This is a genomic window from Acinetobacter sp. L-24, assembly GCF_056857555.1.
Genome location: NZ_JBSXNI010000039.1, coordinates 40812 through 62505, shown reverse-complemented (window position 1 = coordinate 62505; position 21694 = coordinate 40812). Strand labels below are relative to the sequence as shown.

Genomic DNA, 21694 nt, shown 5'->3' with positions numbered 1-21694 from the left:
GCTTTATTATTGTGCGGCAAATTTTAGGAAAAGTTATCCATTTCGTCCAGTTCACGATGCATTTCACATAATTAGGCCTTTAATTTATGACTCTTCAATTAAAAATCTTAAATCGCATGTGGTACATCTTAATTAAAAATATTGCCCAATATTCCCTATTTTTCTGATTATCCTATACGGAACTTGCTGTTACACTCATTCAGATCTCATTCTTCAAGGCCAAAGACATGCTGAAACTCCCTTCTAAATTACCTGATTTGGGCGTGACCATTTTTAGTACCATGTCGGCCTTGGCACAAAAACTCGGAGCCTTGAATCTTTCTCAAGGATTTCCGGACTTTGCAGCGCCTCCTGCCTTGATTGAAGCTTTAAACCGGGCCAGCCAGAATGGATTTAACCAGTACGCACCGGGAGATGGTCTGCCAGTCTTGCGAAGTCTGGTGGCAGATCTCTATCAGCAGCGTGATCAACTGATTATTGATCCTGTCGAGGAAATCACGATTACCCCTGGGGCGACAATTGCGATTTTTTGTGCCATTCAAGCCACGGTGCGTGCCGGGGAAGAAGTGATTATTTTCGACCCGAGCTATGACAGTTATGGACCTGCGGTACAACTGGTCGGGGCAAAGCCAGTGCATATTGCTTTGCAGCATCCTGATTTTTCTGTGGACTGGAATCAGGCCAAAGATGCCATTAATGACCGTACCCGCATGATTATCGTGAATACTCCACATAATCCGAGTGGGAGTGTCTGGTCCAAGGCAGACTGGCAGCAACTGATCGAACTGATTCGCGAGCGCAATATTGTGGTGCTGTCCGATGAAGTCTATGAACATCTGGTTTTTGACGGCGTTCAGCACTATTCGGCCTGGTCATTTCCAGAACTTCGCGAGCGTAGCTTCGTAATTGGCTCTTTTGGTAAAACCTTCCATGTCACTGGCTGGAAAACCGGATTTTGTATTGCTGCACCGGCACTGATGAAAATGTTCAGACAGATTTATCAGTTTGCCAGCTTCTGCGGTGTGACACCCGTTCAGGTTGCCTTGGCGGAATATATGCAACTGCATCCTGAGCATATACCTGAACTGTCCTCTTTTTATCAAAATAAACGGGATTTATTTAACTCATCCATTAAAACATCACGCTTTAAATGGACACCTTCTCAAGGGACTTATTTTCAGAACTTAGATTATTCAGAGATTCGGCCTGAGCTCGATGATTTTTCCATGTGCCATTTTCTGGCAGAACAACATGGGATTGTCGCGATTCCAGTCTCCGCGTTCTACCAACACCCCCCTGCAGATTTACGTCTGCTCAGGTTCTGCTTTGCAAAAAAAGAACAAACCTTGATCCAGGCAGGTCAAATTCTTTCAAAGATTTAACTCATTTTTTAACTAAAAATCTCATAAAATAAATGCCTTAGTTACTTAAAAGCTAAGGCTTTTTTTTACATTCTGCCGAATAATAGCTGCATCAACAAATAGATGATAATTCAATCACAGGATGTCGCATGGCACAGCACTCACTGATTCATCAACAGAATTTATGGAAAGCCTTTCTGGTATTTCTGTTGCCATTAATTGCGACCAATATCCTGCAAAGTCTCTCCGGCACGATCAATACGGTTTTTGTGGGACAAATGCTCGGAGTGAATGCGATTGCTGCTGTTGCCGTTTTTTTCCCGATCCTGTTTTGTCTGATGGCCTTTGTGATTGGTTTATCTGCCGGTTCTACCGTATTGATTGGACAGGCTTGGGGTGGAAAAAATATAGAAAAAGTGCGCTGTGTGGTCGGTTCAACTTTATTTATGACCTTGATTGGCGGAAGTTTGATTGCGCTTTTCGGGGTAATTTTTGCTGAGAATATTCTTTTGGCCCTTGGCACAGATCCTGATGTAATGCATTTGTCCTTGCCCTATGTACAATGGATGCTGGCGGGTAGTCCCTTAATTTTTATCTATATTATTTATACCTCCATCTTGCGTGGCATTGGGGATAGTACCACCCCCCTGTTTGCTTCCGCACTTACCATTGGGGTGGGTTTAGTGGTGACACCGGTCCTGATTGCCGGTTATTTTGGCTTTCCTAAAATGGGCATTATCTCGCCGGCGATTGCCACCATTCTGGGAAATCTGGCGGTCCTGTTGTTTTTAATCCTGTATTTGAACTATAGACAGCACCCACTCAAGCTCGACTGGGCTTTATTAAAAAATATTCGTCATCAGCCACAGTTGAGCAGAATGATCTTGAAACTGGGGGTTCCGACTGGGGTACAAATGGTCACGACTTCAGTTGCCGGACTGGTGATTGTCGGGCTGGTCAATCGTTATGGCGCAGAAGCAACAGCCGCTTATGGTGCGGTCAATCAGGTCTTAAATTATATTCAATTTCCCGCTTTGTCGATTGCGATTGCCGCGTCTGTATTTGGTGCTCAAGCGATTGGCGCAGGTAAATCGGATCTACTCAATAAAGTCACACGGACTGCGCTGAGTATGAATATCCTGTTTACCGGCGGTCTGGTGATTCTGGCATACCTGTTCTCCAAATATCTGATGGCACTGTTTATTACCGATCCTAAGGTTGTAGTACTGGGACAACAACTGCTATTTATTGTGCTGTGGTCAATTCTGTTTTTTGGCGCCAGTGCCATTTTTGCTTCGATCATGCGCTCAAGTGGAACGGTGACCATGCCAATGCTGATTAATATTTTTGCCATTCTCTGTATTGAAGTTCCCGCCGCTTATCTTTTTAGTCAGTGGTGGGGCCTGGAAGGTATCTGGTATGCCTATGCATTGGCCTTTGTCAGCCTGTGTATTTTGCAGGGACTGTATTATCAGTTTGTCTGGAAGAAAAAAACGGTTGAAGCGTTGATTTAGATGCAAGGTTTTATGTACCTAGAAGTATTACAGTAGCTAACACTCTTAGTCGCAAAAAATAGACCCTATTACAGCGATAAAAAACCCGCTTTCGCGGGTCTGTTCTGCAATTTTTTAAGCAGATTTTTTCTTCTTTTTGCCAAACTGGGTCGCCAGTGCAGTGACATGCTGATAACCGGTCGGCAAGATCCGCTGAATCAGGTCAATTGCTTTGGCATCATTACCGATCAGCAGACGGCGCTTGTCTTTTTGTACCGCCTCCAGAATTTGACGAGCGGCTTCTGCAGGTGGACAACGCAATAATTTATTAAAATTACGGGCTGATTTTTCCGGATTCATACCTAAAGTCAGCAGGCTGTTATTCATTTTTGCAGCATTGGCAATATTGGTACGGATACCGCCCGGATGTACACACAGTGCACTCACCCCACAATTTTCCATATCCAGTTCCTGACGCAGGGATTCAGTAAAACCACGTACCGCAAACTTGGTCGCGTTATAAGCAGACTGGGTCGGTTGAGCAGTCAGACCAAACAGGCTGGAAATATTGATGATATGACCATCGCCGGTTTTCTTGATCAAAGGTAAGAATTCTTTGGTTCCGTAAACTACACCCCAGAAATTGATTCCGACAATCCATTCCAGTTCTTCATAAGATGCCCCTTCAACGGTTGAACCCAGTGCAACGCCGGCATTGTTAAAGATCATATTGACACTGCCATGATCCTGTTCGACCTGTGCCGCCCAATTACGCACCTGCTCCAATTCTGCTACGTTTACTTTCTGAATGGTGACACGGACATCACTTTCTTTGAGCAATTCGAGCGTTTGCGCCAGACCCTGTTCATTAATATCACTCAGAGCCAGATGACAACCCTGCTGAGCCAGTAATACCGCCAGTTGCTGACCAATACCTGAACCGGCCCCGGTAATCGCGGCAACTTTATTGTTAAAATTTTTCATTCAATTTCCTTATGTAAACTACTGCCATTCCATGACAGCAGGATCTTGTTCTGTTGTTTCAGGAGCTAGCACAGATCCTCAATATAGTTTTGACAATATATATTGTCAATAATTATCCCATATCCTTAGAGGCCAAATTTCAGGGCAGCATTTCCATATAGGTCTAAGCGTGATTTATTGTTAAGATATTCAAAATCTTCATGCAGATGAGCATACAGGCCTTATGACCGATTCAATCGACTCAGCAGCAAAATCACGACCCGCCAAAACCAAGGAACGTCAGTTTAAAGGCCTGTCGATGGCTGAACGGCAGCAGGCACGTCGTGAAAAGCTCATCGAAGCCGGGATTGAAGCCTATGGTAGTTATGGTTTTTTTTCAGTTACTGTCAAAGATATCTGCAATGAAGCCAAACTGACTGAACGTTATTTTTATGAATCCTTCAAGAAAAGCGAACATCTGTTTCAGACCATTTTCCTAAAACTGATTGATGAACTGCAACAGAATGTCATGCAGGCCATGATGCAGGCCTCGACAGATCCGAAAAAAATGATCGAAGCCGGTTTGAGTGCGCTGCTCACTACCCTGCGTGACAATCCGCGCATGGCACGGATCATTTATATTGATGCCATGCTGGTACAGGAACTGCATAATCAGGCCACTATTCATGAAACCATGTCACGTTTCGACCGCATGATTCACGCCTTCGTCATGTTGATGATGCCGCAGTTAAATCGTAGTGAGCAGGAAATTTCACTGGTGTCGACCGGTTTAAATGGCTATGTCACCCAAATTGCCATTCGTTGGGTGATGAGTGGTTTTAAGCATTCGCTTGAGGAAGTTTTATCGTCTTGTAGTGTGGTTTTTTTGGCGCTGCTCGAGTCATTTTCCGAGAAAAAATAGCTGTTAAATCCTGTGCTTAATAGGCTTTCCTACATTTACCAGTCAGTTGCAGATTTATGCTGTACTACGGAAATGAGTAAAATTAATTTATGATTTTTTAACAAGTTTCTGCGCTATATTTGTCACAAATTTTTGCGAATATCAGCAGTTTTTCCCTTTCTGCAATGATACTGTCATAATTAGTCTTTGTAATAAGCCTGTCATAAATATAAAACGGTTCACCGTTTACATGAAATAGGGTATTGCGTTGTGAAAGATGACTACATATTAATCGTCGATGACGAGCTCCCGATTCGGGAAATGATCCATACCTCTCTGGATATGGCCGGTTTTCAGTGCTTACAGGCAGAAGATGCCAAGCAGGCGCATCAGATGATTGTGGACCAGCGTCCGGCATTAATTTTGCTGGACTGGATGATGCCGGGTGGTGTGAGCGGTGTGGACTTATGTCGTCGTCTGAAACGTGATGAAAGCCTGTCAGAAATTCCGGTGATCATGCTGACAGCGCGCGGTGAAGAAGACCACAAGGTACAAGGTCTGGATGCCGGTGCCGATGACTACATGACCAAGCCATTCTCGACCCGGGAACTGGTCTCCCGAATTAAGGCGGTACTGCGCCGCGCCAATGCCCTGAGCGGTGAAAAAACCATTGATGCCAATGGCCTGATTCTGGATCCGGTCAGCCAGCGGGTGAATTTTGGTAACAACATTCTGGAAATGGGGCCGACTGAATATCGTTTGCTGGCATTCTTCATGACCCATCCGGAACGTGCCTATACCCGTGCGCAATTGCTGGATCAGGTGTGGGGCGGTAACGTCTATATTGAAGACCGGACCATCGATGTACATATCCGCCGTTTGCGTAAAGTGCTGGAACCTTATGGTGTAGACCGTTTTGTACAAACCGTTCGCGGAACGGGGTATCGCTTTTCGACCCGTTCAGATGTCGCTTTAGGTTAATATCTTTTAAGGTAAATCTTGTTTTATGTATGAACCCTACCCTGTCCCCGAACTGGCACGCGAACATAAAAGAATCCGTTACAGTAGCTTATGGGATTTTGCGAAACAGGATTTACGCTTACTGGCTTTTTTCCTGATTATCGCCAGCTTTATCGGTTTTGGGATTGGGTATTTCTGGGTTTGTATCGTAATTGCTTTCGTGGCGTTCTTTGCGACCCAAATGCGTTCCTTATATCTGGTCAATGAATGGATTTCCAATCGCCCTTATGATGTTCCACCAAATATTGGCGGGATTTGGGGTGCGCTACTTTTCAATGTTTACCGCGCCCAACGTCAGGAACGGATTGTTCAGGCGGAAATGGTCGAACTGATTGATCGTGCACAGTCTTCACTGGTGGCCTTACAAGAAGCTGTGGTACTACTTGATGAAAACCAGCAGATTGAATGGTGGAATCCGGCAGCCGAACGTCTGCTCGGAATCTCCAGTGATGACCGTCGCCGTAATATCCTGACCTTGTTACGCCAACCAAGCTTTATCGAATACTATCACCATATTGATGAATCCCCGGACGGCCTGAAAATGCGTTCTTCGCTGTTTGAAGACCATTATGTGCAGGTCAAAATGACCCGTTTTGGCGGAGAAAGTCGGGTACTGGTCGCTTATGATGTGACCCGGATGCACAATCTGGAACAGATGCGAAAGGATTTTGTCGACAATATTTCACATGAACTGCGCACTCCTTTGACCGTACTCAGCGGTTATATTGAAACCTTTACCGATCAGGAAGATATTAATCCACGCTGGAAACGCGCTTTTGATCAGATGCAGTCGCAAACCCGACGCATGAATGCTCTGGTCAACGACCTGCTGCTGCTGTCACGTCTGGAAAATGATAAGAATATTGCCAAAAACCAGATCATTGAAATGCCGAGTCTGATGAACCAGCTATTCGATGATGCCCAGGCCTATAATATTGATTATGGTCATACCCTGAATCTGGACATTGACAGTCATTGCGATCTGATCGGTTCAGATATGGAACTGGCCAGCGCTTTTAGTAATCTGATCACCAATGCCATCAAGTACACGCCTAAAGGCGGTACCATCACCATCGGCTGGCATGATGATGGTGAATCCGCCTATTTTGTCGTGCAAGATAACGGTATCGGGATTGATCCCAAGCATCTGCCACGTCTGACCGAGCGTTTTTACCGCATCGATTCAGACCGCAGCCGTCGTACTGGCGGTACCGGTTTGGGATTGGCAATTGTTAAACATGTACTCATGCAGCATCAGGCACATCTGGAAATTGAGTCCAAGGAAAACCAAGGCTCTACCTTTAAGGTGATTTTCCCCAAAGAGCGTCTCAGCTTTCCAGAGTAAGATAACCATCAAAAAAGGTGCCATCGGCACCTTTTCTTTTAAGTACTTAAGAGCTGATCTGTTTTTCTTTGGACAGTGCACGCGCATAGGCAGCACGTTGCGACACCCGTTTCAGATAGGCTTGAATCGCTGGATAGCTTTGACCCGTCCGGCTCTGCATGGCCTCCAAAGGAAAACTCATCTGAATATCGGCAAAACTGAAATGACCGGCAAAATAATCATGCTCACTCAAATAGCTTTCCAGAAACTGGATATGATCTTTTAAACGGCTCTGCACAAACTGTTTCTTCACTCCATGGCAGATTTTCTTGGCCACCGGCCGAATCAGCAACGGGGTATGTTTTGGTACAGTGGTCATCACCAGTTGCATTACTAGCAGCGGCATCAATGAGCCTTCCGCATAGTGCATCCAGTAACGGTACTGGGCCTTGTCGGTAATATCTTCTGGACGAAATTGTTGCTTTTCATCATAAGTTTCCTGCAAATATTCCAGGATCGCCGCAGATTCTGCCAGTACCTGAGACTGATCGACCAGAATCGGAGCCTTGCCCAATGGATGGATCTGTTTTAAGGCCGGTGGCGCAGAAAGGTTGGGCTGACGTTTATAGTATTTAACCTCGTAATCCAGTCCTAATTCTTCCATGGCCCACAGAATACGAAATGATCGTGATTGTTCGAGATGATGTAAAACACGCATATTAGACTCATGATTTTATTGTTCTTACTTTCCGAGCATAGCAAAAAGCAGCAGACTCTAGCTCAATTTTTGATGACTGTAATGATATGTATCCTATGTTGCAGATTCACTATTTGAGTTAAATTCAGACAGCACTCCATATTCCTATCATTTTTAGCATTTATCGGGAAGCACGCATCTGGTCTGGAAATGCAGGCGCTTCTAAACGTGGCCCATCATAGGCAGGAATGGAACCAAAACGTTCATGACCTTCAATCCATTGTTCCCGCGCAATTTTAAGTTCCTCTGTCGTACGCCCGACCAGATTCCACCACAGTAAAATCGGGCTTTCAAATGGTTCCCCACCAATCAATAGCACCCGGCTCCCGGCATGAATTTCAGCATTGACTTGCTGCAACCCCGGCTCCAGGATCAGCATATTATCTTCAGTCAGTTCATGCCCATTAATGCTGGCCGTCCCTTCAAGCACCATAAAGCCATATTCAAATTTTGGATTCAGCGGCAAGCGCGCACTGGTACTTTGAGCTGCATACAGATCTACTCCGAGCAATTCACTATGTACTTTAACCGGCGATCTGGTATTTAAATATTCTCCGACCAGCACGGTAAACTCGATACCCTGCTCATTAACGACCGGTAATTCAGGATAATGGTCAAAACCCGGTGCCATATTGATCTTGTCATCCGGCAAGGCAATCCATAATTGCGCTGCATGCATATGCGTTTCACTCTCGGGAGAGACTTCGGTATGTGAAATGCCATAGCCCGAGGTCATCAGATTGACCTGCTTGGGACGAATCAACTGCTGATTTCCCAGACTGTCATTGTGCATCATGCTGCCTTCGATCATCCATGTAAAGGTCTGCAGACCAATGTGCGGATGTGGTCCGATATCCAGACCATCTCCTTGCGGGAAAATAGCCGGACCCGCATGATCCAGAAAACACCAAGCACCTATCATGCGCTTATGTCTGCTTGGCAAGGCACGTTTAATCACGGTGCCCTGTCCGATTTCCGCGCGACGTAAAGGAAACTCCTGAATAAACTGATTCACATACTTTTCACAATCATCAGAATTCGACAGTTCAATATCACTATTATTCGACATGGCTGAGCTTACCTCGGCATTTTCATTCTACTTTTTGAGTGGGTGAGACATGTATTTGACCGATTCAAGATGCCTCTCTGTTCAGGACAATGTACAGGGTCTATGGGCAAAATCTATCCCTGGAAATATTTAGATACGTATAAAACGCCTCACTAGTCCCATCAATTTAAATTCTGAAAAGCTGATGAGATTTATATTCAAAGCCCCAAACTTGAGTTTTAACAAGTCAATCATGATTTAGGTACATGGCGTTATGAGTTTAAATAAACTGAAGATCAACGAATGTCATTAGTCCATGTTTCACGTGAAACGGAGCAACAACAACCAAAGATCCCAATGAATAAGATGATTATTCATGTATTTCAATCACTTTCAATTTTACAAAACACAAATTTTGTTACGTTTTAGCTTTAAAAACTTCCCGGATACCCAATTTTTGGGAGGTTATTTTTTACTCAATCACGGCATAATAGGCACCTATAAAAATAATACTGGACCAGGACATGTCTGCTCAGAATGAGAATATATATTCAACGGCGAATGTATCTTTTCAAAATTCGACGACCGATAAATCACTGAAATTATCTGAATGTGATCTGCAGAACCGTCAGCTGATTGAACAGGCGCTAACAGATCCTCATGCCCGTATTCCTGCCCCGTTTCAGCAGTATTTTCATGATTATGTCTATACGCATAGTCATCATAACTTGCGTCAAATTAACTATCTGGCGCAAATAGCCTTTTTACTGTATTTCTTTGCCGATATCCTGATTATTCCAGACATGTTTTTTATTTCTGGTCTGATGCGCGTCGTTCTGGTTCTGGGCGCGATGTTTTGCTGTTATTACCTGTTTAAAAGACATAAAAACATTCAGATTCTGGACAGAATCTTGCCGATAGGTACCACTGTGGCTGCAGCGGCCTGGATTGGCTTACTCGCGCTTTCAACCAGTCCCCATGTTGCTACCTATATTTATGCCTCTGCGATCTTTATTCTCATCGCCAATCTCTGTGTGCAGACCCAGTTTAAAGTCGCAGTCTATTGCTCCATCTTGATTGCCCTATTTATCATGCTTGGGATATCCAAGTTCATGAGTGCTTCTCAAGCCTTTATTTTTAGTGTGGTCTTTAGTCCACTGTGGTTTTTTAGCATTTATATTAACTGGAATAATATTCTGAATATACGGCGTTCTTTTCTGCGCTCCCTACTTGATGAATGGAACTATCAAACCTTAAAGAATCTGGCACATACCGATGATTTGACCCAGCTCTACAACCGTCGCCATTTTGTCGATATGGCTGAACGCTCTATTCATCAATGGCCTAAACATGCCAGTAGCTGCCTGCTGATGTTTGATGTGGATCATTTTAAAAATATTAATGATAGCTATGGGCATGATGTTGGTGATCGGGTACTACAACTGATTGCTGAAGTGACCCGTAAAGAAATGCGGCATAGCGATGTACTGGCACGTTTTGGTGGGGAGGAATTTATCGCCCTCCTAGAAGATACTCAGCTGCAAGACAGCTGGGTGATTGCAGAAAGAATTCGTTGTGCAATTCAAAAGCAGTACATTTATGTCGAACCCAATCATGCCATCCGGTTCACCATTTCGATCGGTGTAGCAGAACTGGAATCCCATACCCAACCCCTGGAAGACCTGATCAAACAAGCCGATATTGCCTTGTATCAGGCCAAGAAGTCTGGCCGAAACCGGATTGAGGTCTATCATCCAGATATGCTGAATAAGCCCAAGCCTGCGACAGAAAATCCCTGGAATGTATTTAAGCCAGACACTCAACCAGCCCAGTCAACGGCGAATTAAAGCTGGATCATTAGTCTGTTCTATAAGCTAGGATCATCCTTAGAATGCACTAATCGGGGATTTCATTTTATAAAATAAATTTGATTCTTCCACTTTTAAAATATCCAACAAAAGAATAGAATATTTTTTATACAACTATATATAAATTTCATCTTATTCATTTTTATATATTTTAATTTGGGAAGGCTGCATGCCGCATGATAACGAAAAAGAATCACGCACTCTGATTCAGGAGTCTCTTCAAGATCCGCTGGTTCGTATTCCTGCGCCTTTAAAACCAGCCTACTATGCTCATCAGAAAAAACTCACTTTAAAATACTTATTACAGGTTAATTTATTCGCACAGTTGGCATATGCCTCTTATACCCTCGCCGATATTCTGGTGCTGCATGATATTCTCAATTTGCTCATTTTGACCAAAATCAGCTATACCATCCTGATCGTACTGATCACGATCTGGATGTATCACTCTTACCGCAATTTACCTGTGTTTGATTTACTCTTACCTACCTCAATTATTGGCGCAAGTGCCATCTGGTTTTTTAATCTAAATCAGTCTGAAAGTGCTTATACCCTCATTTATCAATATGCCTCCTTGGTTTTTATTGTGTTGGCCAATTTATGTGTGCAGATCCGGTTCTGGCCGTCTTTGATTACTTCGAGTCTGATTACTTTGATGATTTACATCGGTGTATATTTCAATACTCGATCTGACCTGTACCAGATGTTTTTATTTTCCCTGATTTATCTGCCAGTATTGACCTTCAGTCTATATATTAGCTGGAGCTCGACCTTAAAATCACGCATGGTATTTTTGCAGCGTACCCTGAATGAATATAATCGGCAGGCCTTTGAAAATATGGCTCATACCGACTCACTCACTGGCCTGAATAACCGTCGCTGTTTTGAATATCTCGCGCAACAACTGGTACAACAGAATTTTGATCAACCGGTGCCTATGAGTTTACTGGTCTTTGATGTCGATCATTTTAAGCAGATTAATGATCGTTATGGTCATGATATCGGAGATCAGGTCTTACAGACGATTGCTCTAAATACACACAGCGAAATGCGGCAGCATGATATTTTGGCACGCTATGGCGGTGAGGAATTTATTGCATTTTTACCTGAAACCTCTCTGGATGAAGCGCTAAAAGTTGCCGAGCGTTTAAGGCATAAAATTGAAAATATTGTGATCGATTTGGACAGCCAACATCGTTTCAGTTTTAGCATTTCGATTGGTGCTGCCATTCTGGAAAGCTGTGAAACGGATTTGATGACCCTAATTAAGCAAGCCGATATTGCCTTATATCAGGCTAAAGCCAATGGCCGGAATCGGGTTGAAGCTTATGATCCGGATCTGGAGCAAAGTTTAGCTGGAGAGATGCAAAACTGGCAGGTTAAACCGGCATAAGCATCTTTTCCGAAAAGCATAAAAAGAGCGCCGAAGCGCTCTTTTTAATTTGGAAAGTTTATATTTCTAAACTGCCATGCATAGCGTTTAGCATAAAACTTTCAAGCAGCGATGCTGCTTGAAAGTCCTTACTGCCGCGCGCCTAGCGCTTGGCGTAATTTAGGCGGACAGCAGTGCTGTCCGAAACCCCTAAATTACTCCCATTCAATCGTTGCAGGTGGCTTAGACGATACGTCATAAGTCACACGAGAAACGTCAGCAATTTCATTCATGATACGCGTAGAGATTTTGTCTACTAGTTCATATGGCAGGTGTGCGAAACGAGCTGTCATAAAGTCCACCGTTTCTACCGCACGCAATGCAATTACCCATGCATAACGACGGCCATCACCGACTACACCCACCGATTTCACTGGCTGGAATACCGCAAATGCTTGAGCAGTCTTGTCATACCAGCCGCTGTCACGCAGTTCTTGCATGAAGATGTCATCTGCAAGACGTAAAATGTCTGCATATTCTTTTTTCACTTCACCCAAGATACGCACACCTAGACCTGGGCCTGGGAATGGATGACGATAGATCATGCTGTGTGGCAAGCCTAAAGTCGTACCCAATTTACGTACTTCATCTTTAAACAAGTCACGTAATGGTTCAACCAGTTCAAATGCTAGGTCTGCTGGTAAGCCGCCCACATTATGGTGTGATTTAATCACATGCGCCTTACCCTGCTTGCTTGCAGCAGATTCAATCACGTCCGGATAAATCGTACCTTGTGCAAGAAATTTTACGCCATCTAATTTACGTGCTTCTTCAGCGAAGACAGCAATAAATTCACGGCCAATAATTTTACGTTTTGCTTCAGGATCAACTTCACCTGCAAGCGCAGTCAAGAAACGCTCTTCAGCATCAGCACGAATCACGCGGATACCCATGTTGTCAGCAAACATTTGCATCACTTGATCGCCTTCGTTCAAACGAAGCAGACCATTGTCTACAAATACACAGGTCAGCTGATCACCGATCGCTTTATGCAACAGCGCTGCTACTACAGATGAATCCACACCACCAGAAAGTCCTAGTAATACTTTTTCATCACCAATCTGTTGGCGAAGCTGTTCTACACGTAGATCAATAATGTGTTCTGGCGTCCACAGACCGCGACAGCCACAAATTTGATGAACGAAGTTCGACAGTAATTCTGCACCTTTAGAAGTATGTGTCACTTCAGGATGGAACTGAATACCATAGAAACGGCGAGTTTCGTCAGAAACCATCGCAATTGGACAGCTTGGCGTCTGTGCAGTGATTTGGAAGCCTTCTGGAATACGGGCAACTTTATCGCCATGGCTCATCCAGACATGCAGCTGGTTTTCACGGTCCTGTAAATTACCGATCAGCTTGTCACGTACAACAATATCTACTTCTGCATAGCCAAACTCATGCACAGTACCTGGCTCAACTTTACCGCCAAGTTGTTCGCACATGGTTTGCAGACCATAACAAATACCCAATACCGGCACACCCAGCTCGAATACCACTTGCGGCGCACGCGGGCTGCCCTCAAGGTGAACGCTCTCAGGTCCACCAGACAAGATGATACCGTTTGGATTAAATGCACGAATGTCTTCTTCAGACATATCATAGGCATACATTTCAGAATATACACCAGCTTCACGGACACGACGTGCGATGAGCTGACTATATTGAGAACCGAAATCCAGAATCAGGATACGATCTTCAGTAATTTGAGTATTGGTAGTCATGACGAACAACTATGAAAGGCAAACGAAAGATAAGCGCCGTATTCTAACATTTTTCAGCGCATTAAGCACACAATTCGCATGAGGTATGCATTTAGTTGATTGCATTATATTTCTAGCACAACAAAGCATCCCTTCGGATGCCTTGTTTGATCTGTCATTTTTATATTTTTAAGCTCAAGATTTAATCCAATTAAGTCTATTTTTATAAAAATCTGAAGATAATATGTAAGAGAAATTTTGGCTCGATTGAAGATGAATGAAGCGTTAATTATTTTACTTTCTGGTACTGACTTTCATGCCCCGGGCTGTTAGGATTTGACCACACTTTTGCTTGTACTGGGCTCATGGAACTGATTGATTTTATCTTGCATGTTGATGATCACTTGCTTGAATTTATCACTAATTACGGGATCTGGATTTATGCCATTCTTTTCCTGATTATCTTTGTAGAAACAGGTCTGGTGGTCATGCCGTTCCTGCCTGGCGACAGCTTGCTATTTGCAGCAGGTGCACTGGCAGCCTCTACTGGTGCAATGGATCCATGGGTGCTGATTCCACTCTTGTTTGTTGCGGCAGTTCTGGGTGACACCCTGAATTATCATATTGGTAAATATATTGGTCCTCGGGTTTTCGAGATCGAATCGCGCTTCATCAATAAAAAACACTTATTGGCGACCCAGCAATTCTTTGCCAGACATGGTGGTAAGACCATTATTTTTGCGCGTTTTGTTCCTTTTGCCCGTACCTTTGCACCCTTCGTTGCCGGTGCTGGCAGCATGAATTACAAATATTTCCTGACCTATAATGTAGTAGGTGCATTTGCCTGGATTAGCTCATTTGTCATTTTGGGCTATATGTTTGGCAATATGCCGATCGTCAAAGACAACTTCACCTATCTAATTTTTGGCATCATTATTTTAAGTGTATTGCCAGGTGTGATTGGCTTTATTCAACAAAAGCTCAAAAAAAGTAAAACAGCTTAAGAACTTTTTACATTAAGATTCTTTTACAGCCTGTGCGTTTAATCCCAGAGCTTGATCAAGAGTGGGATCAGACAAAGCAGGACAAATAAAGCCGCGCCTTTATAAATGAGGCCGGCTTTTATTTTTTCAGATGGACTGGTCAATATGGCCTGACCAAAGACCATCCAGAATATCCCGACCGGAACGGTACTCAAGCTAAAGGCAGCAAAAACCAGAACGAAGTTGGTCGGGCTTTGCCAGGTTTCCATCGGTAAAATTCCAGAGGCCAACAATGCTGCTTTAGGATTTTTTAGGGTAGTTGTAAACATTTGCCAGGGGCGAATCTGCGGATGGTTCTTGCTGTAGCGTTCTAACTGCTGGGCCTTATATAAATGCAAGGTCATCCAGCCCACACAGATGGTACTCAGCACATAAACCAAGCCTTTAAAATTTGGCCAGATCGGTGACGCCAGATGAATCACCAAGGCCCATACATTAATGGCATAAAAATAGCCGAGCAAAATGGCAGGAAGATAGAGACTGGTTTTGGCCTGCCCCTGCTGATGAGCGGAACTGGCCACCAAGGCATTGGCAGGCCCTGGAACCATCAGTACAGCAATGAGTCCTAAAACAAATAACCAATTTTCAATCATCGCAATGAACTTTTCCGGGCCAAGGTTGTAGCTTAATCAATATGGAAGTGGGATAACAAGCTTATAAATTTCAGATTTTTATATAGTCTGGTCAATTTCCCGTGAGTTTTATCTTAATTTAAACTGCCCTATTCTTGATGAAAACAATAAAAAATGCCGACCTAAAGTCAGCATTTATCCGTTTAATGTTGAATGATTTATTTAGGCGTCGCCTGCTGAACGATGATCGGACAGTTCTTATAACGCGCGGCCTGTACAATCGCTTCCTGCTCGCCTAAAAGCCGTGCCAGTTCGGTTCTTTTGGTATCGGATGACTGTCCCATATTGACCGAAACACTCGGGCCAATACCCCAACCACCGCGACTGCCCCAGCCACCACCAAGACCAACGCCTACACCGACGCCAGTACGTTTCGGTGGCTCAACGCCATTGTCGATATACTGCTGAATACGGTTATATTCACCCTGTAGTTGCGAACAACCCAAAGTCTGATACAGGGTTGGCGACACATAAGTCGGTTTTACCGGCGTTGCACAGGCACTCAGTAATGCAAGTGCAGCAATACTCAGGCTTATTTTCACAAGTTTCATAGCTAACTCGATCTTAATTCTGCTCTATCTCATTGAACAACGATTGATAGGCCTGAGTCAATTTATGATCAGTAGCCAAATGAATCAAAGGCTGATTTTTCTGATGAGATTCTTTCATCAAGATCGACGGTGGCAACATACTGTCGAGGACCGGTAAGCCTTCATCTTTGAGCTGTTGTACCACTTCACGCGGTAATTTGGCCTGTGCCTGAAACTGGTTCACGACAATCCCTTCGATTTCCAGCCCTTCATTATGGTCATCCTGGGTTTCAATGACATTTTCAATCAGGGTCTGTAGGGCACGTTTAGAAAATACATCACAGTCGAAGGGAATCAGCACGCGGTTCGCCGCAATGAGAGCAGAGAGGGTAAAGAAATTGAATGCAGGCGGTGTATCAATAAATACCCGGTCATAATGCCCCGACAGTTGTTGCAAGGCATCTCGTAGCTTATAAATCTTGTGCTTGGACTCCAGTGCATGGGCCAATGCACCCAGTGTTGGGCTAGCCGGAATAACATCCAGATGTTTAAAAGAAGATTGATGCACATAGCTTTCCAGACCTTTGCTACGACTTTTTAAAATCGAGCCAATCGCATTACCAAGCAAGCCCTTGCTTTGCTGATTACCGAGTACATCTTCAAAATAGTTTTCGATATTCGGTTCGAGTGCCGGCTTGTCACTAGAATACGTCGCATCATCACCCAGCACATACTGGCTAGAGTTGGCCTGCGGATCCAGGTCAATCAATAAGGTTTTTAAACCCTGATGTGCACTGATCGCTGCCAGATTGACAGTAATACTCGACTTGCCTACCCCACCCTTTTGATTAAATACCACACGTGTACGCATGTCCCCCTCCTCACATTTTTAATTACTTTTACAACATTTGTATTTTCTAATTATTTGCATGGACTGGCTGTGCTGATCATCACAGCCAGCCTGCTTTTAGCCAAAATTCGGCTTGATCATCACCAAAGCCAGAATAGACACCAATGAAACTACAGCAATAACTAAGCCAGCCCGACGCTGCGACAGCAAGATCGAATCATCTTTTTTATAGGCTTTGCCTAGCGAGGACACCAGCACCAAAAATAAAATGACTTTGGCATAGAACCAAGGCTGTACATCAAAGTCTTTCAGGACGAGCGATACTATACCGGTCAGTGCAATCACCGTGATAGCTAAATGCTGTAAAGCGACTAGCGCTGTACGTGCTACCGGATTAGGCATATTTCCCTGTGTGCCGACAAACAAGGTCAAGGCACGGGCAAGAATGGCGACAATCGCCAGTCCTGCTACCGACATATGGATAATCTTGACTAAAAGTTGGGTTTCCATCATGTCCTCTTAGTTTTTAGGTGCGTGTGCACAAGCAGGACTGGTCGTATCCTGACCTGCCCATTCTTCAGGCAAAAATGCATGAATGGCCAGCGCATGAATCTTGTCTTTTGACAGCAGATCACCCGCAGCAGCATAAACTTTCTGATGACGCTGGACGGGGCGCAAACCGGCAAATGCCTGACTCACAATCACGGTTTTAAAATGCGATTCTTTTCCCGGGAAATAACCACCATGACCCGAAGACTCATTCACCACTTCCAAATGGGTTGGGGATAATTGCGCCAAACGATCTTTCAGTTGTTGTTCTAAGCTCATGGCCTGACTCCAATCTTCAAAAATATGGTCTCAGTATACCTTGTTCTGCCGAGTATTTCGGTAATCTGTTCAGATGCAATCCGTTGATTGTGGCGAAAATTTATTGATTTTTATATGAATATTGGTTATTTATTGTCTGGTCTACAGCATTTTGCTTTTATTTTATGCAATTGATGCAAGATTTTTAACAAAGGTGTTGACCACATTTTTGCATGCTGTATTATACACGGCATGCGGGAATAGCTCAGTTGGTAGAGCATAACCTTGCCAAGGTTGGGGTCGGGAGTTCGAGTCTCCTTTCCCGCTCAAAATTTTTTCATTTAGTTTTTTCATTTAAAAAACTTTATAGACTCCGCGGGAATAGCTCAGTTGGTAGAGCATAACCTTGCCAAGGTTGGGGTCGGGAGTTCGAGTCTCCTTTCCCGCTCCAGATTCTAAAAAAGCCCTGATCGAAAGATCGGGGCTTTTTTTATGTTGATGTTATTTTTTTAAATGATCCTTTCATTTTTGTTTCACTCAATAACAAATTCTTAAAGTACTTTCTGATTTTATAACCAAGATGTGACCATAGTACCCCCCCTACGGCAATAAAAAAGCCCTCATCAAAAGATCAGGGCTTTTTGATATTCCATCAATGAATCAGATGAAAGCAGGCTAGCGCAAAAAAACTAGCGATGATAAGAATCCATCTTCAATACAATTAAAAGGTAATTCGCTGATAATCACGGTATTGCGGTGTCCAGAAATTATGCTCTATTGCTAGCTGCAATTCTTCTACACTGACTTTCGGTGCTACTCCGTCTTCAATCGCAGCAAGTGCCACTTTTAAGGCAATCTGCTTCGAAATTGACTGTAAACAATCCAGATTCGGCAATAAATCTGCCTGAGGATCTTTCAGTTTCGGAGAACAGTCCGCCAAGGCATTACTCGAGGCCATCAGCATATTATCCGTGACACGTTTCGCACCTGAAGCAACTACACCCAGACCGATACCCGGAAAAATATAAGAGTTATTGCATTGGGAGATATGATGAATCTGTCCCTGATAATTCACTGGTGCAAATGGGCTACCTGTCGCAATCAATGCTCTGCCATTGGTCCATTGCAAGATATCGGCCGGAACAGCTTCTACGCGGGAAGTCGGATTAGATAAAGGGAAAATAATCGGCTGTACACTATTTTCAGCCATGGCTTCAATCACTTCCTGAGTGAATAAACCCGGCTGTCCAGATACGCCAATCAATACCGTCGGTTTGGCACGCTTAACTACATCTAGCAGAGAAATCATGCTCTCTGCATCTGCCCAGCTTTCTACATTTTCAAGAGGCTGTGCCAGTTTGCGCTGGAAGTCCAGTAAATTCGGCTGATTCTCTGTGATCAGACCAAAGCGGTCGACCATAAACACGCGTGCACGCGCTTCAGCATCACTCAAGCCCTCAGCAACCATTTGCTTAATGATCTGTTCTGCAATCCCGCAACCGGCTGAACCAGCACCCAGAAAAGTAACCACCTGATCTTTAAGCTGTTTGCCTGCTGCGCGCGAAGCAGCAATCAGGCTGCCCACAGACACTGCTGCGGTGCCCTGAATATCATCATTGAAACAACAGATTCGATCACGATACTTTTCCAGTAAAGGCATGGCATTTTTCTGTGCAAAGTCTTCAAACTGAATTAAGGCATCTGGCCAGCGCTGTTGAATCGCCTGAATCACCGTTTCGACAAAAGCATAGTATTCATCGCCATTGATTCGCGGTTCACGCCAGCCCATATAAATCGGGTCATTCAACAACTGCTGATTATTGGTACCGACATCAAGAGTAATCGGTAAGGTATAGACCGGACTGATCCCGCCACATGCGGTGTAGAGTGCCAGTTTTCCAATTGGAATCCCCATACCACCAATGCCCTGATCTCCAAGACCCAGAATGCGCTCACCATCTGTGATCACAATCACTTTCACGTTCTTTTTATTGATATTGTGAATAATCTGGTCGATCTGATCACGGTCAGGATAGGAAATAAAAATCCCACGATGACGACGATAGATATCAGAAAAGCGCTGACATGCCTCACCCACAGTCGGGGTATAGATAATCGGCATCATCTCACTGAGGTGATTTTCAATCAGATGGTAAAACAGGGTCTCATTGGTATCCTGAATATTCCGCAAATAAATATGCTTGTTAATATCACTGCTAAAAGCACAATACTGCTGATAAGAACGCTGACTTTGCTCCTCAATCGTCTCGGTGACATGAGGAATCAAGCCATGCAAGTTAAAGCTTCTACGCTCTTCTTCAGAAAATGCAGAGCCTTTATTGAGTAGTGGGAGTTCTAGCAGAGTATTTCCAGCATAAGGAATATATAAAGGGCGTTTACTGTTCAAATTTTCTCTGGGCATTATTTAACTCATCTAATCAATCTTCGGCAGTTCTGCCAAAATAATGACATCACTCTCGTTATTTTATATAGCTTATCCTGATTTTAGCCGCTTGGGTCATTTAGCAAATTTATAATACTTGTAGCAGGATTTTATAATCTGATAACACTCATTTTCAGCCAGGTTCTGAACGGTTTTTTAAATTAACCCGTATTCGTATTTTTAATTTAAATCGGTAGCAAGATCTGTTTGACAAAAAACCTCAGCTCATCAAGGATAAAGCATAAATTTAATAAGATGAACGAGTATAAAAATGAGTGAACTGCAACCGCTTTATCAGCCCGATATTCTGGGGACAGGTTATGAGCAAGCGACCTTAAACTTTCCTGATGATTATGAGGGCAAAGTCGTAGCAACCCTAATCCGTAAAAAAGCAGCCCAACCTACAAAAAAAGCAGTTTTATATATTCACGGCTTTATCGATTATTTTTTTCAGACCGAAATGGCAGAGCGCTTTAATCAGCATGGTTTTGATTTTTATGCGCTGGATTTAAGAAAATACGGACGTTCGATTCTGCCGCATCAAAAATATTATAACGTGTATGACCTTGCTGAATATAATGCAGAAATTACCCAAGCCCTCGACATTATAGCAGCCGAGGGTCACGATGCTGCCCTGCTCTGTGGTCATTCTACCGGCGGCCTGACCACGACCTTGTATGCGGCACATCATCCGCAGCATTCTTTAATTAAAGCACTTTGGGTCAACAGTCCATTTTATGACTTCAATATGAATCCGATTAAACGTGCGCTTGGCATTCCGCAACTGAGCAAACTGGCCAAAATTTTTCCCAACCTTCAATTTCCAAGCGAGCTGAACAAGTGGTATGCCACTAGCCTGCATAAGGATTTAAAAGGCGAATGGGACTTCAGTCTGGACTGGAAAAAGACCCGCTACCCGATGGTTCGGATCAGTTTTATTCGTGCCATTCATGAGGCACAGAAGGAAATTCATCGCGGTGTTCAGCTCGATGTTCCGGTATTGATCATGCATTCGCATCAGACTTTATATCCTAAAAAATGGGGCAAAGCCGCACAAAGCAGTGATGTGATTTTAGGCATTAAAGACATTCAAAAATATGCCAAAAAAATTAAAGGCGATGTCACGGTTCAAAGTATCCAGAACGGTTTACATGATCTGGTACTTTCAGAGCAATCTGTACGTGAGAAGGTTTATCAGCAACTGTTTCAATGGCTGCATGACAAAGGGCTTTAGATAAACGTGGAAGGAGAAATGAAACTTACCCTCATTTCTCCTGCTTGGCTTCTTTTGAATCCTTATTAGGTTGGAATGTAATTAAGCACATTGAAAATATGCCAATTTTTCGATGGTTTATAAGTGCTATAATCCCTTGTTTTTAAATTTAAAATTTATAACCTTTATTGTTCTACTGCTTGTCTCCAAATATTGTCTTTTGTAGCAAGCCTGTAAACAAACAACCGCCCGTCTTTTTCCCTCTTTATAGTAGAGCTGAATGCAGAAGCGCCTATATTTTTTGAT

At 43.6% G+C, this 21694-nt stretch carries 19 protein-coding genes and 2 tRNA genes; 11 read left to right on the top strand and 10 right to left on the bottom strand.

Annotated features, from left to right (window positions below; genetic code table 11):
- The first annotated feature begins 227 nt into the window (after window positions 1-227).
- Together AC13CK_RS06450 and AC13CK_RS06445 are read left to right on the top strand one after the other, a co-directional pair.
- Complete coding sequence (locus AC13CK_RS06450) at window positions 228-1382, top strand: methionine aminotransferase (protein WP_425880126.1); 1155 nt, start codon at window positions 228-230, stop codon at window positions 1380-1382.
- Between the two features lie 128 nt (window positions 1383-1510).
- Window positions 1511-2875 (top strand): MATE family efflux transporter, encoded by a 1365-nt coding sequence (locus tag AC13CK_RS06445; RefSeq protein ID WP_425880127.1) that lies wholly within the window; start codon window positions 1511-1513, stop codon window positions 2873-2875.
- Between the two features lie 114 nt (window positions 2876-2989).
- Here AC13CK_RS06445 and AC13CK_RS06440 read toward each other — a convergent pair whose 3' ends face one another.
- Entirely contained in the window at window positions 2990-3838 is an 849-nt protein-coding gene (locus AC13CK_RS06440; RefSeq protein WP_148334837.1) for an SDR family NAD(P)-dependent oxidoreductase, read from the bottom strand.
- Between the two features lie 223 nt (window positions 3839-4061).
- On the opposite strand from AC13CK_RS06440, the gene AC13CK_RS06435 reads away from it, so the two are divergent.
- The 3 genes from AC13CK_RS06435 to phoR all read left to right on the top strand — a co-directional run bounded on the left by AC13CK_RS06435 (window position 4062) and on the right by phoR (window position 7083).
- Window positions 4062-4739: a TetR/AcrR family transcriptional regulator gene (locus tag AC13CK_RS06435; protein WP_086044331.1), complete on the top strand. Its 678-nt coding sequence runs from the start codon at window positions 4062-4064 to the stop codon at window positions 4737-4739.
- Between the two features lie 249 nt (window positions 4740-4988).
- Window positions 4989-5699, top strand: a complete 711-nt coding sequence (gene phoB / locus AC13CK_RS06430) for a phosphate regulon transcriptional regulator PhoB (RefSeq protein ID WP_004280972.1) — start codon at window positions 4989-4991, stop codon at window positions 5697-5699.
- A 25-nt stretch (window positions 5700-5724) separates the two neighbouring features.
- Window positions 5725-7083 carry a phosphate regulon sensor histidine kinase PhoR gene (gene phoR / locus AC13CK_RS06425; RefSeq protein WP_005245337.1) on the top strand — a complete coding sequence of 453 codons (1359 nt, stop codon included), beginning with the start codon at window positions 5725-5727 and terminating at the stop codon, window positions 7081-7083.
- Between the two features lie 46 nt (window positions 7084-7129).
- On the opposite strand, the gene AC13CK_RS06420 is transcribed toward phoR, so the two are convergent.
- Window positions 7130-7780, bottom strand: a complete 651-nt coding sequence (locus AC13CK_RS06420) for a glutathione S-transferase family protein (protein ID WP_425880128.1) — start codon at window positions 7778-7780, stop codon at window positions 7130-7132.
- A 160-nt stretch (window positions 7781-7940) separates the two neighbouring features.
- Complete coding sequence (locus AC13CK_RS06415) at window positions 7941-8888, bottom strand: pirin family protein (protein ID WP_482831021.1); 948 nt, start codon at window positions 8886-8888, stop codon at window positions 7941-7943.
- A gap of 503 nt (window positions 8889-9391) precedes the next feature.
- Between AC13CK_RS06415 and AC13CK_RS06410 the strand changes: the two genes are divergently transcribed.
- Window positions 9392-10714 (top strand): GGDEF domain-containing protein, encoded by a 1323-nt coding sequence (locus tag AC13CK_RS06410; RefSeq protein WP_425880130.1) that lies wholly within the window; start codon window positions 9392-9394, stop codon window positions 10712-10714.
- Between the two features lie 190 nt (window positions 10715-10904).
- Entirely contained in the window at window positions 10905-12128 is a 1224-nt protein-coding gene (locus AC13CK_RS06405) for a GGDEF domain-containing protein (RefSeq protein WP_425880131.1), read from the top strand.
- A 194-nt stretch (window positions 12129-12322) separates the two neighbouring features.
- Here the strand turns inward: AC13CK_RS06405 and guaA are convergent, their stop codons facing one another.
- Window positions 12323-13891: a glutamine-hydrolyzing GMP synthase gene (gene guaA, locus AC13CK_RS06400; protein ID WP_004644840.1), complete on the bottom strand. Its 1569-nt coding sequence runs from the start codon at window positions 13889-13891 to the stop codon at window positions 12323-12325.
- A 344-nt stretch (window positions 13892-14235) separates the two neighbouring features.
- Here guaA and AC13CK_RS06395 point away from each other — a divergent pair, with 344 nt between their 5' ends.
- Window positions 14236-14874 carry a DedA family protein gene (locus AC13CK_RS06395; RefSeq protein ID WP_004644839.1) on the top strand — a complete coding sequence of 213 codons (639 nt, stop codon included), beginning with the start codon at window positions 14236-14238 and terminating at the stop codon, window positions 14872-14874.
- Between the two features lie 38 nt (window positions 14875-14912).
- Here the strand turns inward: AC13CK_RS06395 and AC13CK_RS06390 are convergent, their stop codons facing one another.
- From AC13CK_RS06390 to AC13CK_RS06370, 5 genes are all read right to left on the bottom strand, one after another.
- Complete coding sequence (locus AC13CK_RS06390) at window positions 14913-15506, bottom strand: hypothetical protein (protein WP_004732653.1); 594 nt, start codon at window positions 15504-15506, stop codon at window positions 14913-14915.
- Window positions 15507-15703: 197 nt separating this feature from the next.
- Complete coding sequence (locus AC13CK_RS06385) at window positions 15704-16096, bottom strand: hypothetical protein (RefSeq protein WP_129717383.1); 393 nt, start codon at window positions 16094-16096, stop codon at window positions 15704-15706.
- Between the two features lie 13 nt (window positions 16097-16109).
- A complete protein-coding gene (locus tag AC13CK_RS06380) occupies window positions 16110-16946 on the bottom strand; it encodes a ParA family protein (protein ID WP_004280959.1) in 837 nt (278 codons plus the stop codon).
- Window positions 16947-17042: 96 nt separating this feature from the next.
- Complete coding sequence (locus AC13CK_RS06375; protein WP_005245348.1) at window positions 17043-17435, bottom strand: SirB2 family protein; 393 nt, start codon at window positions 17433-17435, stop codon at window positions 17043-17045.
- Window positions 17436-17444: 9 nt separating this feature from the next.
- Window positions 17445-17753 (bottom strand): BolA family protein, encoded by a 309-nt coding sequence (locus tag AC13CK_RS06370; RefSeq protein ID WP_004280957.1) that lies wholly within the window; start codon window positions 17751-17753, stop codon window positions 17445-17447.
- A gap of 233 nt (window positions 17754-17986) precedes the next feature.
- Between AC13CK_RS06370 and AC13CK_RS06365 the strand changes: the two genes are divergently transcribed.
- Together AC13CK_RS06365 and AC13CK_RS06360 are read left to right on the top strand one after the other, a co-directional pair.
- Window positions 17987-18059, top strand: a tRNA-Gly gene (locus AC13CK_RS06365).
- 48 nt (window positions 18060-18107) lie between these two features.
- Window positions 18108-18183: transfer RNA gene (locus AC13CK_RS06360), tRNA-Gly, on the top strand.
- 270 nt (window positions 18184-18453) lie between these two features.
- Here AC13CK_RS06360 and AC13CK_RS06355 read toward each other — a convergent pair.
- A complete protein-coding gene (locus AC13CK_RS06355) occupies window positions 18454-20154 on the bottom strand; it encodes an NAD-dependent malic enzyme (RefSeq protein WP_482831020.1) in 1701 nt (566 codons plus the stop codon).
- A gap of 292 nt (window positions 20155-20446) precedes the next feature.
- On the opposite strand from AC13CK_RS06355, the gene AC13CK_RS06350 reads away from it, so the two are divergent.
- The gene (locus tag AC13CK_RS06350; RefSeq protein ID WP_425880133.1) at window positions 20447-21409 is read left to right on the top strand and encodes an alpha/beta hydrolase; all 963 of its coding nucleotides are present in this window, start codon (window positions 20447-20449) and stop codon (window positions 21407-21409) included.
- The last annotated feature ends 285 nt before the right edge of the window (window positions 21410-21694 follow it).

Coding starts and splice junctions, on each gene's coding strand:
- AC13CK_RS06420 (WP_425880128.1), bottom strand. CDS start 7,780: ATGCGTGTTTTACATCATCTCGAACAATCACGATCATTTCGTATTCTG.
- AC13CK_RS06440 (WP_148334837.1), bottom strand. CDS start 3,838: ATGAAAAATTTTAACAATAAAGTTGCCGCGATTACCGGGGCCGGTTCA.
- AC13CK_RS06380 (WP_004280959.1), bottom strand. CDS start 16,946: ATGCGTACACGTGTGGTATTTAATCAAAAGGGTGGGGTAGGCAAGTCG.
- AC13CK_RS06405 (WP_425880131.1), top strand. CDS start 10,905: ATGCCGCATGATAACGAAAAAGAATCACGCACTCTGATTCAGGAGTCT.
- AC13CK_RS06395 (WP_004644839.1), top strand. CDS start 14,236: ATGGAACTGATTGATTTTATCTTGCATGTTGATGATCACTTGCTTGAA.
- AC13CK_RS06445 (WP_425880127.1), top strand. CDS start 1,511: ATGGCACAGCACTCACTGATTCATCAACAGAATTTATGGAAAGCCTTT.
- AC13CK_RS06370 (WP_004280957.1), bottom strand. CDS start 17,753: ATGAGCTTAGAACAACAACTGAAAGATCGTTTGGCGCAATTATCCCCA.
- AC13CK_RS06410 (WP_425880130.1), top strand. CDS start 9,392: ATGTCTGCTCAGAATGAGAATATATATTCAACGGCGAATGTATCTTTT.
- AC13CK_RS06390 (WP_004732653.1), bottom strand. CDS start 15,506: ATGATTGAAAATTGGTTATTTGTTTTAGGACTCATTGCTGTACTGATG.
- AC13CK_RS06385 (WP_129717383.1), bottom strand. CDS start 16,096: ATGAAACTTGTGAAAATAAGCCTGAGTATTGCTGCACTTGCATTACTG.
- AC13CK_RS06375 (WP_005245348.1), bottom strand. CDS start 17,435: ATGGAAACCCAACTTTTAGTCAAGATTATCCATATGTCGGTAGCAGGA.
- AC13CK_RS06350 (WP_425880133.1), top strand. CDS start 20,447: ATGAGTGAACTGCAACCGCTTTATCAGCCCGATATTCTGGGGACAGGT.
- AC13CK_RS06450 (WP_425880126.1), top strand. CDS start 228: ATGCTGAAACTCCCTTCTAAATTACCTGATTTGGGCGTGACCATTTTT.
- guaA (WP_004644840.1), bottom strand. CDS start 13,891: ATGACTACCAATACTCAAATTACTGAAGATCGTATCCTGATTCTGGAT.
- AC13CK_RS06355 (WP_482831020.1), bottom strand. CDS start 20,154: ATGCCCAGAGAAAATTTGAACAGTAAACGCCCTTTATATATTCCTTAT.
- AC13CK_RS06435 (WP_086044331.1), top strand. CDS start 4,062: ATGACCGATTCAATCGACTCAGCAGCAAAATCACGACCCGCCAAAACC.
- phoR (WP_005245337.1), top strand. CDS start 5,725: ATGTATGAACCCTACCCTGTCCCCGAACTGGCACGCGAACATAAAAGA.
- AC13CK_RS06415 (WP_482831021.1), bottom strand. CDS start 8,888: ATGTCGAATAATAGTGATATTGAACTGTCGAATTCTGATGATTGTGAA.